The sequence below is a fragment of the Nonomuraea sp. NPDC023979 genome (genome assembly GCF_040639085.1).
Taxonomy (GTDB): domain Bacteria; phylum Actinomycetota; class Actinomycetes; order Streptosporangiales; family Streptosporangiaceae; genus Nonomuraea; species Nonomuraea ceibae.
In genome coordinates, this window is sequence record NZ_JBEZZG010000024.1 from 65555 (window position 1) to 77677 (window position 12123).

Annotated in this window: 13 protein-coding genes; 6 read left to right on the forward strand and 7 right to left on the reverse strand. The window is 73.4% G+C overall.

Annotated features, from left to right (window positions below):
- Window positions 1–15: 15 nt before the first annotated feature.
- Genes cydC through AB0G11_RS33085 form a run of 4 tightly spaced genes read right to left on the reverse strand, consistent with a single transcriptional unit; the run spans window position 16 to window position 5676 of the window.
- The gene (cydC, locus tag AB0G11_RS33070; RefSeq protein WP_357590580.1) at window positions 16–1695 is read right to left on the reverse strand and encodes a thiol reductant ABC exporter subunit CydC; all 1680 of its coding nucleotides are present in this window, start codon (window positions 1693–1695) and stop codon (window positions 16–18) included.
- Entirely contained in the window at window positions 1692–3716 is a 2025-nt protein-coding gene (gene cydD, locus AB0G11_RS33075; RefSeq protein ID WP_357590582.1) for a thiol reductant ABC exporter subunit CydD, read from the reverse strand. The genes cydC and cydD overlap by 4 nt, the downstream gene beginning before the upstream one ends.
- A 15-nt stretch (window positions 3717–3731) precedes the next feature.
- Entirely contained in the window at window positions 3732–4496 is a 765-nt protein-coding gene (locus AB0G11_RS33080) for a cytochrome d ubiquinol oxidase subunit II (RefSeq protein WP_219509389.1), read from the reverse strand.
- A gap of 10 nt (window positions 4497–4506) precedes the next feature.
- Window positions 4507–5676 (reverse strand): cytochrome ubiquinol oxidase subunit I, encoded by a 1170-nt coding sequence (locus AB0G11_RS33085; RefSeq protein WP_219509390.1) that lies wholly within the window; start codon window positions 5674–5676, stop codon window positions 4507–4509.
- Window positions 5677–5764: 88 nt separating this feature from the next.
- Between AB0G11_RS33085 and AB0G11_RS33090 the strand changes: the two genes are divergently transcribed.
- A complete protein-coding gene (locus AB0G11_RS33090) occupies window positions 5765–6100 on the forward strand; it encodes a PadR family transcriptional regulator (RefSeq protein WP_219509391.1) in 336 nt (111 codons plus the stop codon).
- Here the strand turns inward: AB0G11_RS33090 and AB0G11_RS33095 are convergent.
- Window positions 6072–6728 (reverse strand): permease prefix domain 1-containing protein, encoded by a 657-nt coding sequence (locus tag AB0G11_RS33095; RefSeq protein ID WP_357590584.1) that lies wholly within the window; start codon window positions 6726–6728, stop codon window positions 6072–6074. The two genes, AB0G11_RS33090 and AB0G11_RS33095, sit on opposite strands and share 29 nt — an antisense overlap.
- A gap of 95 nt (window positions 6729–6823) precedes the next feature.
- Between AB0G11_RS33095 and AB0G11_RS33100 the strand changes: the two genes are divergently transcribed.
- The 3 genes from AB0G11_RS33100 to AB0G11_RS33110 are packed head-to-tail and all read left to right on the forward strand — an operon-like array spanning window position 6824 to window position 7915.
- Window positions 6824–7177: a VOC family protein gene (locus tag AB0G11_RS33100; protein WP_357590586.1), complete on the forward strand. Its 354-nt coding sequence runs from the start codon at window positions 6824–6826 to the stop codon at window positions 7175–7177.
- Window positions 7174–7500, forward strand: a complete 327-nt coding sequence (locus AB0G11_RS33105; RefSeq protein ID WP_219509394.1) for a metalloregulator ArsR/SmtB family transcription factor — start codon at window positions 7174–7176, stop codon at window positions 7498–7500. The genes AB0G11_RS33100 and AB0G11_RS33105 overlap by 4 nt, the downstream gene beginning before the upstream one ends.
- A complete protein-coding gene (locus AB0G11_RS33110; RefSeq protein WP_219509395.1) occupies window positions 7493–7915 on the forward strand; it encodes an SRPBCC domain-containing protein in 423 nt (140 codons plus the stop codon). Before AB0G11_RS33105 ends, AB0G11_RS33110 begins: the two co-directional genes overlap by 8 nt.
- Here AB0G11_RS33110 and AB0G11_RS33115 read toward each other — a convergent pair.
- Window positions 7881–8918: a pentapeptide repeat-containing protein gene (locus tag AB0G11_RS33115; RefSeq protein WP_219509396.1), complete on the reverse strand. Its 1038-nt coding sequence runs from the start codon at window positions 8916–8918 to the stop codon at window positions 7881–7883. The genes AB0G11_RS33110 and AB0G11_RS33115 overlap by 35 nt on opposite strands.
- A 106-nt stretch (window positions 8919–9024) precedes the next feature.
- Between AB0G11_RS33115 and AB0G11_RS33120 the strand changes: the two genes are divergently transcribed.
- Window positions 9025–10734, forward strand: coding sequence for an ExeM/NucH family extracellular endonuclease (locus AB0G11_RS33120; RefSeq protein WP_357590588.1), 1710 nt, complete (start codon window positions 9025–9027; stop codon window positions 10732–10734).
- Window positions 10735–10823: 89 nt separating this feature from the next.
- Entirely contained in the window at window positions 10824–11201 is a 378-nt protein-coding gene (gene trxA, locus AB0G11_RS33125; RefSeq protein ID WP_219509398.1) for a thioredoxin, read from the forward strand.
- Between the two features lie 61 nt (window positions 11202–11262).
- Here the strand turns inward: trxA and AB0G11_RS33130 are convergent, their stop codons facing one another.
- Entirely contained in the window at window positions 11263–12036 is a 774-nt protein-coding gene (locus AB0G11_RS33130) for an SAM-dependent methyltransferase (protein ID WP_219509399.1), read from the reverse strand.
- Window positions 12037–12123 lie beyond the last annotated feature (87 nt).

The following is a 12123-nucleotide window of genomic DNA, read 5'->3' on the forward strand; positions in this document are numbered from 1 at the left end:
GGGGATTCCGGCGCCTCACCGCCGGGTCAGGACCTCCGACTCCCACAGGTCGCGGTAGTAGCCGGGCGAGCGCACCAGCTCGTCATGGCGGCCCCGCTGCGTCACGCGGCCCTCCTCCAGCACCACGATCTCGTCGACCGACTCCAGGCCCCGCAGCCGGTGCGTGACCAGCAGCGTCGTACGGCCGCGCGTCACGTCCAGCAGGTCGGCCATCAGCGCGTCGGCCGTCTCCTCGTCCAGCGCCTCCGCGGGCTCGTCCAGCAGCATCACCGGCGGGTCGTGCAGCAGCGCCCTGGCCAGGGCCAGCCGCTGCAACTGGCCGCCCGACACCGTCCGGCCGTCCTCGCCCAGCTCGGCGTCCCACCCCGTGCGATCGGCCCACTCCTCCAGCCGCGCGTCCCGTACGGCCCGCCGCAGCTCCTCCTCGCCCGCCTCCGGCCCCGCCAGCCGCAGGTTGTCGCGGAACGTCGTCTGGAAGATGTACGGGTCCTGCGTCAGGCCCGTCATCATCGCCCGCACGTCATCGGAGTCCATCGCGCGGACGTCGGTCCCGTTCACCGTCACGCCGCCCGACTCCGGCTCCACCAGCCGCATCAGCGCCGACAGCACCGTGCTCTTCCCGGCGCCGCTCGGCCCCACCAGCGCCACCCGCCTGCCCGGCGTCAGCGTCAGCGACACCCCGTCCACGGCCGGCCGGTCCGCGCCCGGATGGCGTACCACCAGATCGGCGACCTCCACCGTCAGCGGCGCCGACGGCCGCGCCACCGGCGCGACCGGGTCCGTCACGGCCGGGGGAGCGTCACGCACGGCGCGCAGCCGGCGCAGCGCCGCCAGCACGCCCGCCAGCCGCTCACCCGCCGCCGCCAGCGGCAGCACCGGCTCGAACGACACCAGCGCCGTCAGCGCCAGCACCGCCGTCGCCACCGTGCCCGCGCCCGCCCCCTGCGCGATCAGCACGATCGCCGCCACCGTCAGCCCCTGCACCAGCGTGCCCCCGGCCAGCGCCGCCGCGTGCACCCGCGCCTGACGCCGCTCCAGCGACGCCAGAGCCTCGTCCGCCGCCCGCGCGTCGCCCAGCGCCCGCCCCGCAGCGCCGTACGCGGCCAGGTCCGCCGAACCGTGCACCAGATCCGCCACCCGGCCCGCCAGCTCCGCCCGGGCCGGCGCGATCCTGGCCGCCCAGCGCCGCGCCGCCGCCGCCGTGCCCGCCGGCAGCAGCACCCCCGCCACCACCAGGCCCGCCACCAGCACCAGCGCCGTCACCGGCAGCACGAACAGGCCCACCGTCACCGCCGCCAGCCCCGCCAGCGCCGCCGCCGCGGCCGGCAGCAGGCAGCGCACCAGCAGATCCTGCACCGCCTCCGTGTCGTCCACCATCCGGCTCAGCAGATCCGCGCCGCCCAGCCCGTCACGGCGCGGCGGGATCAGCGACTCGTACAGCCGCTCCCGCGTCCCCGCCTGCGCCCGCAACGCCACGTCGTGACCCGTCAGCCGCTCGGCGTAACGGAACACGCCCCGGCTCGTCGCGAACGCCCGCGTCGCCACGATGGCCACGCTCAACGCCGCCAGCGGCGGCTGCTCGGCCGCCCTCGTGATGAGCCACGCGGCGGCCGCGATCAGGCCCACGCCGGCCAGATCGGCCGCCCCGCCGGCCAGCACCGCCCCGGCCAGCCGCCACCCCATCCGCCGCCTCACAACGCCCCCTCGACCCGAGCCGCGAACCCCTGACCAGAACCCGCCCCACCAGCGGCCACCCCACCGGGAGACGCCGTACCGGTGGGCACCCCACCGCCGGGTGGCGCACCGCCGTAGGCGCCCCTCTCTCCGCCAGTGGGCCCTTCCCCGTCACCGACCCCCGAGCCACCGACGGCCCCGTCGTCGTCCCCAGAGGACGCGCGGGCCGTCCCACCACCAGAGGTGGCCTCGCCGTCCCCGAAGGGCGCGCCGCTACGGGGCGTCCCGCTGTTGGGCGACGTCTCGCCACCCGAGGGGGCGCCGCCATCCCCGAAGGGCGCGCCACTGCGGGGTGGCTTGCCGCCGTAAGGGGCGTCGCCGTCCACGGGAGGGGGGTCGGGGAGGAGGTGGCCGTCGTGGAGGCGGATGACCCGGTCGGCGAGGTCGATCATGGCGGGCCGGTGGGCGACGACGATGGCGGTGCGGTCCTGGCAGAGGGCGGCGGTGGCGGCCACGACGGCGGCCTCGCTGCGCCCGTCGAGGCGGGCCGTGGGCTCGTCCAGCAGGAGCACCGACGCCGAGGGGCGGCAGAAGGCGCGGGCGAGGGCGACGCGCTGGCGCTGCCCGGCCGACAGGTTGGCGCCCCGCTCGCCGACCGGCGTCTCGTAGCCCTGGGGGAGCGCGTCGATGAACGCGTCGGCCTGGGCGGCCCGGGCGGCGCGGCGTACGTCGTCGAGGGACGCGGTGGGGTCCCCGAGGCGGATGTTGTCCGCGACAGAGGTGGTGAACAGGTGGGGCCGCTGCGGGACGAAGGCCAGCCGGGCCCGCCACGCCTCCAGGTCGAGCTCGCGCAGGTCGGTGCCGTCGACGAGCACCCGGCCGGCGGCCGGCTGGACGAAGCCGAGCACGAGCGCGAGCACGGTGCTCTTGCCGCCTCCGCTCTCGCCGACGAGGGCGACCCGTTCGCCGGGTTCGATGGTGAGGGTGACGTCGCGCAGGGCGGGGTCGTCGCGGCCGGGGTAGCGGACGGTGACGTTCTCGAGCTGGATCCGCGGCGCGGCGCCGCCGCTGGGGGGCGCGGTGCGGGCGTCGGGGGCGGGCCGTTCGCCGGGCTCCTGGTCGAGGACGGCGAAGGCGGCGTCGGCTGCGGCGACGCCTTCCATCGAGGCGTGGAAGCGGGTGCCCATGGCGCGCAGCGGCAGGTACGCCTCGGGCGCGAGCAGCAGCACCAGCAGCGCGGTCGTCAGGTCGAGGCTGCCGCCGAGCAGGCGCAGCCCGATGGGCACGGCGACGAGGGCCAGCGAGAGCGACGCGCACAGTTCCAGCACGAGCGACGACAGGAAGGCCACGCGCAGCGTGCGCATGGTGGCGGCGCGGTGGGCGTCGGCGACCTGCCGGATGACGGTGGCCTGGTAGCGGGCGCGGCCGAAGGCGCGCAGGGTGGGCAGGCCGCGCACCACGTCGAGGAAGTGGCCGCCGAGCCGCGACAGGGCGTGGAACTGCTTCTCGGTGACGGCCTTGGTGGTCAGCCCGACCAGGGCCCCGAAGATCGGGATGAGCGGCAGCGTGACGAGCACGATGACGGCGCTGGCCAGGTCGGCGGCGAGCAGCCGGACGAGCACGGCGACGGGCACGACGGCGGCGACGGCGATGGAGGGCAGGTAGCCGGTCAGGTAGGCGTCGAGGCCGTCGAGCCCGCGCCCGGTGAGGGTGACGAGCTCGCCGGAGCGGTGGCCGGTGAGGCGGGCGGGCCCGAGCTCCTGCAGCCGGGCCAGCAGCCGGTGGCGCAGCGCCGACTTGACGCCGGTGGCGGTGCGCCCGGCGAACACGCCCTGCGTCCAGCCGAGCAGCGCCCGCAGGGCGACCACGCCCGCCACCCCGGCCAGCGCCACGGTGGTGAACCGGCCGGACAGCACGCCGGCCAGCAGCTCGGCCTGGACCAGGACGAGCAGCCCGGCGACCGTGGCCGCGGCGAAGGTGACGGCGAGGTGGCGGCGGACGGCCCGCTCGGCCCGCATGAGCCGCAGAAGATCTTTGTGCACGGTGCCTCGGGTGCCTCAGAAGAACGATGGGATCCGGTCGGCGCCCTTGCCCGGTCGGAAAGTGCGCCATACCCATACTTGCGCGGCGACCATGAGGGGTGCGAACGGGAGCACCATGAGACTGAGCACATTCAGCGTGGCCGGGGGCGCGCTGTGGTCGAGCAGGTAGCCCATGGCGCCCGCGAGCAGGCCGAGCGCGGGCAGCGCGGCGACGGCCCCGGTGAGGGCGAGCACGCGTCCGGACCGGGCGGCGCCGGTGAGCGCGGGGTCGCGCCAGCCGAGGAACGTCCAGCCGTGGAAGGCGAACAGCAGCGTGACCACGACGCCCAGCAGCAGCCCCACGGGGTGCATGGGGGAGGAGGTGAACCCGGTGGCGGCCCCGTACAGGGCCATGCCCCAGCCGGCCGACAGCCACAGTGAGCCGAGGGCGATGAGGGCGTCCCAGAAGCGGCGCCAGCCGGGGCCGCCCACGCGGCGGCGGAACCACAGCCCGGCGTCGCGCACGACCCACGCCAGCAGCATGGCCACGACCAGCGGGTAGAGACCGAACAGCACCTCGCCTTCGAGCATCGGGTAGACGCCGAACAGCGTCCCGGCGACGGCGACCAGCCACACCTCGTTGGCGAGCACGAACGGCGCGATGGCGGCGACCATCCGGTCGCGGCGTTCGACGGTCCGGCCGAGGACGGGCAGCAGCAGCCCCACGCCCAGGTCGAACCCCTCAAGGGCGAAATATCCGGCAAGCAGCACGGCGAAGAGGGCGAACCACAGCAGTTCCATGTGCGACTCCCTAGTACGTCAGCGCGGGGGCGCGCCGCTCGCCGGCGGCGCCGAGGGACAGGTCGTCGCCGGGCCCGCGCCGGATGATCCGGGCGATGAGCACGTAGTCGACGACCGCGAGCAGCCCGAGCACCGCGGTGAACCCGGCGAGCGAGGCGGTGACCATGCCCGAGGTGAGCCCGGGCGTCAGGGCGTCGGCGACGGTGAGCCGCTCCCAGATCATCCACGGCTGCCGCCCGATCTCCCTGGCCAGCCAGCCGAGAACGGCCAGCACGAACGGCAGCGGCGTCAGCGCGATCAGCAGCGGGTGCGCCCACCGCCAGCGGGGCAGCAGGCGGATGCACGGCAGCATGAAGAACAGCACGATCAGCGAGAACAGGTGCCCGCCCTCGACCATGAAGCCGAGCGGCACGGCGGCGGCCGCGTTGCCGGAGAACTTCCCGGGCTGGATGCCGACGGCGAACTGCGCGTAGCCGAACATCACGGTCACCGTGATGCCGATCGCGGCGGTGATCACGCCGGTCTTCATCGACCGGGTGAAGAACTCCACCTCGGCGGTGCGGCGCCGCAACTGGTAGGCGCTGGCGCCGACGAGCACCATCCCCCCGGTGAACAGCCCGGCGCCCAGCACGTGCGGGAACGCGTACACCAGGGCGTCGTTGGTGAGCAGCGCGCCGAAGTCGGTCAGCTCCAGCCGCCCGCCGGACAGCACCGCGCCCGCCGGGTTCTGCAGGAACGCGTTCGCGGTCAGGATGAAGAACGCGCTGCCGTACGCGGTGGCGGTGACCATCCAGATGCACGCCACGTGCGCCCACTTGGGCAGCCGTCCCCAGCCGAAGATCCACAGTCCGAGGAAGGTGGATTCGAGGAAGAACGCCACCAGGGTCTCCATGGCCAGCGGCGCGCCGAACACGTCGCCCGCGTAGTGCGACAGCCCGCTCCACGCCAGCCCGAACTGGAACTCCATCACCAGACCGGTCACGATGCCGAGGGCGTAGTTGATCAGGTAGATCTGCCCCCAGAAGCGCGTCATCCGCTCGTGCAGCGGCAGGCCGGTGCGCGCCCAGCGGGTGTGCATGATCGCCACCAGCGGCGCGAGCCCCAGGGTGAGCAGCACGAACAGGAAGTGCAGGCTTCCCGTCACGGCGAACTGGGTGCGCGCCAGGTCGAGTACGTCCAAGGTTCCGCTCCGTCGTTGTGTCTGTCTACATATAGAGAGCCTACATGTAGGCTGGCTACATGAAGAACGGATGCCTAGGATCGATGACATGAATCCCGACGCGCTCCGCGGCCACATGGACGCGCTGCTGCTGTCCGTGCTGGAGCGCGAGCCCCTGCACGGCTACGCCATCATCGAGGCCCTGCAGGAGCGCAGCGAGGGCGCGCTCTCCGTGCCGACCGGCACGGTCTACCCGGCGCTGCGCCGGCTGGAGCGCACCGGCTGCCTGGCCAGTGAGTGGGCCACGGTCGGCGGGCGCAGGCGGCGCACCTACCGGCTGACCGACGCGGGGCGCAAGCAGCTCGCCGCGGAGCGGTCGGCCTGGCGCGAGTTCGCCGGCGTGATCGGCAGCGTGCTCAGGCCTGACCCCGGACCGGCCGGCTGACCCGCAGGCACCGGGTGGCGCAGTAGAGCTGCATGCCCCAGAACGCCCAGGTCACCAGGTTGGCCAGCACCGCGGGCAGGAAGAGCGCGACCCCGGCGGGGGAGGTCTGCGCGAGCACCAGGCTCAGCACCCCGGTGACCGGCAGCATCGCCCACACGATCACGCCCAGCGACCGGGTGACCAGGCCGGGCCGCACCAGGCCCCGAGCCAGGGCCAGCAGTGCGGCCCCGCCGTACAGGCCGGTGCCGAGCTGGAGCACGTCGAGCAGCCGCGAGGCGAACACGTGCCAGTCGGCGCGCGGCCCGTAGCCCGCGAAGGAGCCCGGGTGGAAGCGCCAGACCACCGACCACATGACCACGGTCACCGGCACGCTGACGAACAGCAGCAGCCCCAGCCGCCGCCCCGCGACCGCGGTGAGCTCCGACTGGAAGCCGGGCGCGATGTCGCGGACCGGGCCGAACTCCTCGATCGCCAGCCGCTCGGCCTCCTCCCGCCCGGCCCCGCCCGCCTCGTAGGCGTCGGCGGCGTCGACCAGGCTGTCGCGGGCCTCGACGACCATGTCCCGCTTCGGCCCGGACGGCCCGGACAGGGCGCGGCCGAGGTCGGTGACGTAGTCGTCGATGCGCATGCGCACCAGTGTACGAACGGTCCCGCCGGGAGCCCATCAGGGTTTTCCCTGATTCGGGTTGTTACGTAGGAAAAAACCTACGTATAGTGGCTGATATGCTCATCTCGCACATCGTGACCGTGACCGTGCCCGTCTCCGACCAGGACGCCGCGCACGCCTTCTACACCGGCGTCCTCGGCTTCGAGGTCCGCACCGACAACCCGTTCCCGATGGGCCGCTGGCTCACCGTCGCGCCCAAGGGGGCCGAGAGCACGCTGCTGCTCGCCTCCTGGTTCCCGTCGATGGCGCCGATCGGCGGCCTGGTCTTCTCCTCGCCCGGCGTCGACGCCCTCGCCGAGCGGCTGCGCGAGCACGGCGTGGCCGCCGAAGGGCCCACCGATGAGCCGTGGGGCAAGCAGCTGCTGTTCTCCGACCCGTTCGGCAACGGCTTCGTGGTCAGCCAGGAATGACCGCCGACCACGTCTTCACCGCGCTGGCCAGCCCGGCCAGGCGCGAACTGCTGAGGCTGCTGCGCGAGGAGGGCTCGCAGCCCGCCGGCCGGCTGGCCGACCGCTTCGACATGAGCCGGCCCAGCGTCTCCGAGCACCTCAAGGTGCTCAGGGACGCCGGGCTGGTGGCCGAGACCCGCAAGGGCCGCGAGAGGCACTACCGGCTGGAGGCGGCGCCGCTCATGGAGATCCGCGACTGGCTGACCCCGTACGAGCGCTTCTGGCGCCAGAAGCTGACCGATCTCACCGACCTGCTGGACGACCTGGAGGACGACGATGCCTGACGACAGGAGGGCGATCCGGCTGGACCAGTTCATCGGCCACCCGCCCGCCAAGGTGTGGCGGGCGCTCACCGACCCCGGCCTGGTGACCCGCTGGCTCATGCCCGGCGACTACCGGGCCGAGGTGGGGCACCGGTTCACCTTCACCACGACGCCCAGGCCCGACGTCGGCTTCGACGGCGTGGTGCCCTGCGAGGTGCTGGAGGTCGAGCCGGAGAAACTGGTCAAGCTGGCCTGGGGCCGCGAAGGCTGGATCGTCACCTGGCGGCTCGAACCCGAGGGCCACGGCACCCGGTTCTTCCTCGACCACGAGGGCTTCGACCCGGACGACCCGGCCCAGCAGCTGTCGCGCCGGATCATGGGCGGCGGCTGGCCGCGCATCGTCACCCTGATCGGGCGGATCGCCGGCGAGCTGTGAGCCAGCGCAGCATCGGCCAGAGCGTCCCGCGCCGGCCGAGCGCCAGCGTGCACTCCGTGAGCCGCAGCCCCGACGGGTGGGCCAGCCCGGCGAACCGGCAGGACGACAGGTCCAGCCCGGCCAGCGCCAGGCTGGCCGCGTCCACCTGGCGCAGCGACGTCAGCGTGGCCCGGCCGCGCCCGGTCACCGTCGCCGGGCCGCGCAGCACCGCGCCCTCCAGGTCGGCCTGCGAATCGGTCAGCCGCAGCGTGGTCGCGCCCGCCACCCGCACCTGGCGCAGGTCCACCCCGCAGCCGCGCACGGCCACGTCCAGCGTCGCGTCGGCCCGCGCGCGGGCGGCCGACAGCCGGCCGGTCGCCGACAGGTAGGCGTCGGCGGCGAAGTGCGCGGCGTCGAACCCGGCGCTGCCGGCCACCTTGCGGAACGACAGCGTGCGCCCGAACCGCGCGCCCCGGAAGCACGCCGCCTCGCCCAGCCGGGCGCCGTCGAACGTCGCGTACCCGTCGAACCTGGCGCTCTCGCACGACAGCCCGTGCTCGAAGACGGCCTGGCTGAACAGCGCGTCGCGCGACATCACCGCCCGGTCCAGCGACACGTGCCCGCGCGCCCGCACCCCGTGGAAGGACAGCTCCCTGGCGAACCAGGCCCCGGCCAGCGACACGTTGCCGTCGAAGCGGGCGCCGAAGAACGACGCCAGGCGCTCGAACCTGGCCCCGTCGAGCGACACGTCCCCCTGGAAGGCCACGCCCGACAGCCGCACGTCGCCGGTGAACCTGGCCCGGTCCAGCCGCGCCCGGCCCGGCCGGTCGCCCGCCGCCGCCAGCACCCGGCGCAGCAGGTCGCCGCCCACGGTGGTGCCGCGCAGGTCCAGCAGGCGGCCCGGGGCCAGGGCGGCGAGGGCGGCCGACAGCTCCTCGTGGGGCAGATGGGCCAGGCAGCGCCCGGACGGCGGGCGGGCGACTCCGGTGCAGGCGGCCGAGTGCGCGCAGGTGACCCAGTCCATGCAGGGGTCATACCCGGGGCGGGTCCATGTCAAGGTTCGGAGATTTCATGTTCCAGCCTTGTCCATGGAGGAAGATACGGCGGGGACTGCCTCTAAAGTGCGGATTATGCGTGCTTTACCGCTTGCCGCGCTCACCGTGGCAGCCACCCTCACCGCCACCCTCACTGCCACCCTCACTGCCGGGGCCGTACCCGCCTCCGCGGCCCCTGCCGGGCCCTGTGACACCCCGGCGGACCGGCAGGTCGCCGAGGTCCAGGGCCGCGGCGCCGCCACCCCGCTCGCCGGGCAGACCGTCCGGGTGGAGGGCGTCGTCACCGGCGACTTCCAGCGCGGCGACCAGCTCAGCGGCTTCTTCCTCCAGGACCCGACGCCGGACGGCGACCCGGCCACCTCCGACGGCCTGTTCGCCTTCGCCCGCGACACCTTCAAGGACGTCAAGGTCGGCGACCGCGTCCTGGTGACGGGCCGGGCGATCGAGTACAACGGCTGGACCGAGCTGTCACCGGTCACCGCCGTCGACGTGTGCGGCACCGGCTCCGTCGCGCCCCTGCGCCAGAGCCTGCCCGCCGACGGGCTGGAGTCCGTGGAGAACGTGCTGCTCACCTTCCCGCAGCCGCTGACCGTCAGCGACCACTACGACCTGGGCCGCTTCGGCGAGGTGACGCTCTCCTCCGGCGGCCGGCTGTTCCAGCCGACCGACCGGCCCGGCGTCGACCCGGCGCTCAACCAGCGGCGCTCCCTGCTGCTCGACGACGGCTCCTCCCGCCAGAACCCCGCCACCCTCCCGCCCCTGGCCCGCGCCGGCGACACCGTCACCGGCCTCACCGGCGTCCTCGGGTACGGGTTCGGCGCCTACCGCCTGCAGCCCACCGAGCCCGTCGCCTACCGCGCGGCCAACCCGCGCCCGGCCAGGCCCGCCCGGGTGGGCGGCAACGTCAAGGTGGCCTCGTTCAACACGCTCAACTGGTTCACCACGCTCGGCTCGCGCGGCGCCACCGACGCCGCCGAGCAGCAGCGGCAGCTCGCCAAGCTGGTGGCCGCGCTCAAGGGCCTCGACGCCGACGCCGTCGGCCTCATGGAGGTCGAGAACAACGGCCGGACCGCACTCCAGGCGCTGGTCGACGCCGTCAACGCCGAGGTGGGCGCGGGCACGTACGCCGCCCTGACGCACCCGTACCCGGGCACCGACGCCATCCAGGTCGGCCTCATCTACAAGCCCGCCAAGCTCAAGCCGGTCGGCGAGCCCGCGGCGTCGCGCGACCCGGTCTTCAGCCGGCCGCCGCTCGTCCAGACGTTCCGCCGCACCGGCGGCGGCCAGCCGTTCACCATGATCGTCAACCATCTCAAGTCCAAGGGCTCCTGCCCCGACGACGGCCCCGACGCCGACCAGGGCGACGGCCAGGGCTGCTGGAACGCCACCCGCGTCAAGCAGGCGCAGGCGCTGCTCGGCCTGACCGCGGGCCTGCCCAACCCGATCGTGCTCGGCGACCTCAACGCCTACGGCGAGGAGGACCCCATCGGCACGCTCGAAGCCGGCGGCCTCACCAGCGTCACCAAGAAGCACGTGCCCGCCTCCCAGCGCTACAGCTACGTCTTCGAGGGCCTGGCCGGGGAGCTCGACCACATGCTGGTCGGCAGGCAGCTCCTCAAGCGCGTCACCGGCGCCGCCATCTGGCACGTGAACGCCGACGAGCCCCGCATCCTCGACTACAACACCGAGTTCAACCCGCCCGGCCTCTACCGGCCGGACGCCTACCGCTCCTCCGACCACGACCCGCTCGTCGTCGGGCTCGCCCTGCCGGGAGGCCGCGGCTGAGGGCTGGAATGCCCGCGCGAGGGTAGGGGTTCTTCCTGTGTAGAGATGTTGACGTACACACGCTGACGGACGAATGCGAGGAGCCACTTGTGGCGACCATCGAAGTAACCGAGAAGAACTTCAACGACATCGCCGACAAGGGGATCGTCCTGCTCGACTTCTGGGCGGACTGGTGCGGCCCCTGCAAGATGTTCGGGCCGATCTTCGAGAAGGCTTCCGAGGAGCACCAGGACATCACGTTCGGCAAGATCGACACCGATCAGGAGCAGGCGCTCTCGCAGGGCTTCGAGATCCGGTCCATCCCGACGCTGATGGCGATCCGCGACGGCATCGTGGTGTTCTCGCAGCCGGGCGCCATCCCGGCCCCCGCCCTGGCCGACCTCATCCGCCAGGTCCGCGCCCTGGACATGGACGAGATCCGCGCCGAGCTCGACAAGGAGCTCAAGGACGCGCAGCGGCAGCAGTGAGACGACAGGGCAGCCCCGCTCGCGGCGGGGCTGCCGTGTTTTCAGTGACGCCCGGTGAGGCTCAGGGGCCGGTCTTGCGGCCCACGCCCGCGTAGCCGATGGCGGTGCCGCCGCCATAGGTCTCCCCGCCGTCGGGCCGCCAGTCCTTCGGGAAGACCAGACCCGGCTCCAGCAGCTCGTAGCCGTCGAAGAAGCGGACGATCTCCTCGTGCGTGCGCAGGTTCAGCCCGGCCGTGGCCTGGTTGTAGACCTCGATCGCCTGCGGCGTGGTGTCCGGCTTGGCGTCGATCGCGTGGCTGATCACCAGATGGCTGCCGGGCACGCTCACGTCACGCAGCTTGCCGACGATCCCGTACGCGTCGTCGTCCGGGATGAAGTGCAGGATGGCCAGCATCATGAACGCCACCGGCTGCCCGAAGTCCACCATCCCGTCGAGGCGTTCGAGCAGCTCGTCCGGCTTCCTCGCGTCGGCCTGCAAGAAGTCCACCTTCTCGCCCCTGGCCAGCAGGGCACGCCCGTGCGTGCACACCACGGGGTCGTAGTCCACGTACACCACGCGCGCCTCGGGCGCGATCTCGTGCGTGTTGCCCTGGGTGGGCAGGCCCGCCCCCAGGTCGATGATCTGCCGGACGCCGCCCGCGACCACCTCGCGCACGGCCCGGCGCAGGAACGCCCGGTTCTCCCTGGCGGCGTCCTTGGTGACCGGGAAGATCTTCATGATCCGCTCGGCCGCTTCACGGTCGGCCGCGAAGTTGTCCTTGCCGTCGAGGTAGTAGTCGTACATCCTCGCGACGTTGGGCACGTTGGGGTCGACGCCCTCCGGAGCACTGTCCACCAAAACTCCTGATATTTCGCCCTTTACAGCGCGATCCTAGGAGATCACGGGGGTCACCGTGACCGATGACCCCCGGTGTGAGGTGGA